This is a genomic window from uncultured Nostoc sp., from assembly GCF_964247315.1.
Classification (GTDB): Bacteria; Cyanobacteriota; Cyanobacteriia; order Cyanobacteriales; family Nostocaceae; genus Nostoc.
In genome coordinates, this window is sequence record NZ_CAXTTT010000038.1 from 10,887 (window position 1) to 14,060 (window position 3,174).

Sequence of the window (3,174 nt, forward strand, 5' to 3'; positions counted from 1 at the left end):
TTTAACAATCGGCGGCTCTAATGTTGTTTCTCTTGGCGACAAATCCTTGCTGGGAGAAGAAATTGGATTCGCGGTGTTTTCTTTAATAATTGGCGGCTCTAATGTAGTTTCCCTTGGTGAAAATTTATTAGAGATCGGGGAAATTGGCTCAAGGGAATTTCTTACTACTTGCTCAAACTCTGGTAGGGATGTTTCAACAGAACTGTTTTTTTCTGGCTCCGTAAACTGCAAAACAGTAGGTATACCTGCTGTTGCTGATTTGCGTGAAGTTTCTTCTATAGTTTTATCTAGTTCTCCATGCAGGCGATTAACAAACTCCGCCAAAATCGTTTCCCCTTGCTGCTGCTGGCTATACATCCGTGACAACTGTTGGGAAAGATTACTTTGATAGTTCTTCAGCTCCTGTTGTAGGGAATTAAAGGTAACAGTAACGGTGTCATCCAGACTGTCAAACATGTGTTCGACTTTTTCATTGATTTCACCGACTACATTGCTGCTCACTTCAGCAGACTTCAATGCAGCTTGTTCGTAAGATTTGCCCTCTATGTTTTGATTAGCTAAAGTTGCCAGAGAGGATTGCAGTTGTGAAGATATATGCTTTGCCAGAACTTCTGCCAGTTGCCGAATTAACACTTGCTGCTCGGTGATTTGGCGCACTTGTTGTAAATGCTCTTTTTCCTCTACCAAGCTTTGAATCTCATCAGATAACCGATTTTTTTCTGACTGAAGCCGCTTTACGTCTTCCTGCAAAGCTCTGAGGACATTCTGCTGAAGATTTTCTAAGTCTTCAACTACAGCCCAAAGAGCATTTTCTGCTGCTCTAGATAGCTCCCCTCTGACTCTTGGGTTTTCTGGTTGCTTCTCGAATCGCCCCATTAGCTTCTAACCTCTAACACTTTGACGATAAAGCTGCTTCCGGTACACTTTATTGGCGGTCATCCTAATTTCCTGTATTTTGTCAGATAAATTAAAAATTTTAACAGCACTTCCGCATTTCAACGTAATTCTGTCATAGTAGACACAAGTTAGCAAAGCATCTAAGTTTGCCACACAGCTTACTACACCGTGTTCTCTTCAGCATTGATAAGTATTTAACCATTAGATTTTGAATTTTGGTGAGGTAGCACCCGTCTTGGTGAGTCCACTTGCCGTCTTGGCGCTTTGCGTCGATGGCAAAGTGGCGTTAGCGTAGCGTTAGCGAGCTTGCGAGCGTCACCCGAAGGGCGATTCCCATCGTTAGCAACGCTAGAGCGTCTGGGGGATTCCCTAACCCGAAGGGATTTTGGATCGATCGCCACGCCTGAAAGTCCTTTAGATAGAGACTTTTTGATTTTTGGTCAGTTTAATTTTCATAAATTATTTGCCAATGAAATTTTTACTTTTAAAGAAATTTCACTCCAAATAAATATTTATTGTTTTGCTGCCAATAATAATTGTCAAAGATTCACAGATGCGTGTGCATAGGCGACTCGTCGCTAGATATCCCCACCAAATTGTTTGACTTGCGAAACTAACTGTAAATTTGTGTGGAATGTAACTGATGTGACAGTTTATATCTCTAAATGAAGATTAGAGTATCTTTCTGTGGAAATTAAAAGTTACGCTATCCCCTGCACAACATTCTAATAAATGAGCAGCAATTCTGCAAAAGCACGCTTTTTTTTAGCGTTGTTGCAGTCCTTGTTTTGGTTTGAGTAAATTTCAGTAGAGGAAAAGTTTGGAAAATATTAATAATTCTTAGAAGAATAAAATCTGGGCGATGCTGAAAATAGCAGCGCTAAGAGCAGCACTCACAGGGATTGTAATTAGCCATGCGGCAGCAATGCCTTTTAGTGTTTGAAACTTAATCGACTTGATATTTTGCACTAGTCCAATACCAACTACACCACCGACGAGAGCGTGGGAGGTGGAGACTGGTAAACCTAGCCGGGAAGCGATGAGGATGGTGGTAGCAGTTGCCAGTTCGGCACAAAATCCACTACTAGGTTGCAAGGCAATGATATTTTCGCCAATGGTAGCAATGACTTTTTTTCCCCAGATAGCTAAACCACCAACAATACCAGCACCACCAAGAATTAAAATCCAAAGAGGGATAGTTATACCATCGGTAGGTACGCTACCAGTGCGATTGATGTAAACGATCGCAGCTAAAGGAGCGATCGCATTTCCCACATCATTAGAACCGTGAGCAAAGGCGACAAAGCAAGCACTTAGCAGTTGGAATCGGGCGAATAATCTTTCTACAGAATTGGGCATGGGGGATTGGGTAGTTGTACCCTTATCTGCTAACTGTCGCCAACTAATTATTGTGAGTCCAACTGCTGCTACTGCACCTGTTAACAGTGGGATGTCATGAGAAGGGATTGTAAAACCAACTTGCTCAATTACAAAATTGGTTAGCGGTTCTGTGAGTGATGGTAAGACAATCACGCCGAATACACCTAGCAGCAGAGTACTCAACCAGGGAATCCATTCTTGTAACTGGACTACTTGATTAGGTTGATCTAAAATCCAGTGCTTGATTTGACTATAAAATAAAGCAGCGATCGCACCACTAATTAACGGCGTTAAAATCCAGCCAATGGTGATCGAGCCAATTGATGACCAATCAATTGCATTTACGCCCAAAGCTACCCAACTAAATCCAGCGATCGCACCAACAACCGCATGAGAAGAAGATACAGGTAAACCGCGTGATGTGGCAATTTGCAACCACACACCACACGATATTAGTACTGTTACCATTCCAACAACGAATATTTGGGGCGTAGCTGCAAATAAGGCGGGATTAGCAATTTTCGTTGCTAAAGTTTCCGTTACCTCATGTCCAAACAACACAGCACCCGTAAACTCTAATACCCCAGCAATTATTAGCGCTTGTTTGAGGGTGACAGCTTTGGAACCTACAGAGGTTCCCATCGCGTTAGCGACATCGTTTGCTCCGAGATTCCAGGCGACGTAGAAAGCTAGTAGAGCTACAAAAAGTAGGGTAATAAGCATTTTGTTGGGGACAAGGGGAAAGTGGGAGAGATGAGGATCAAACTTGAGCTTTTAAAGGTGAACCTTGAACCTCTGAGCTTCGTCGTTGAACCTCTGAGCTTCGTCGTTGAACCTTTGAGCTTCATCGTTGAACCTTTGAGCTTCATCGTTGAACCTTTGAGCTTCATCGTTGAA

General features: G+C 42.5%; 2 protein-coding genes and 1 pseudogene. All 3 read right to left on the bottom strand.

The annotated features are described in order from the left end of the window. Window positions 1–876 (bottom strand): annotated as a pseudogene (locus ACFE93_RS13530) (hypothetical protein); the annotation flags it as partial. Between the two features lie 215 nt (window positions 877–1,091). Continuing rightward, a complete protein-coding gene (locus ACFE93_RS13535) occupies window positions 1,092–1,298 on the bottom strand; it encodes a hypothetical protein (protein ID WP_375473775.1) in 207 nt (68 codons plus the stop codon). Window positions 1,299–1,737: 439 nt separating this feature from the next. Further along, on the bottom strand, window positions 1,738–3,000 hold the full coding sequence (locus ACFE93_RS13540; protein ID WP_375473776.1) for an inorganic phosphate transporter: 1,263 nt from the start codon (window positions 2,998–3,000) through the stop codon (window positions 1,738–1,740). Between the last annotated feature and the right edge of the window lie 174 nt (window positions 3,001–3,174).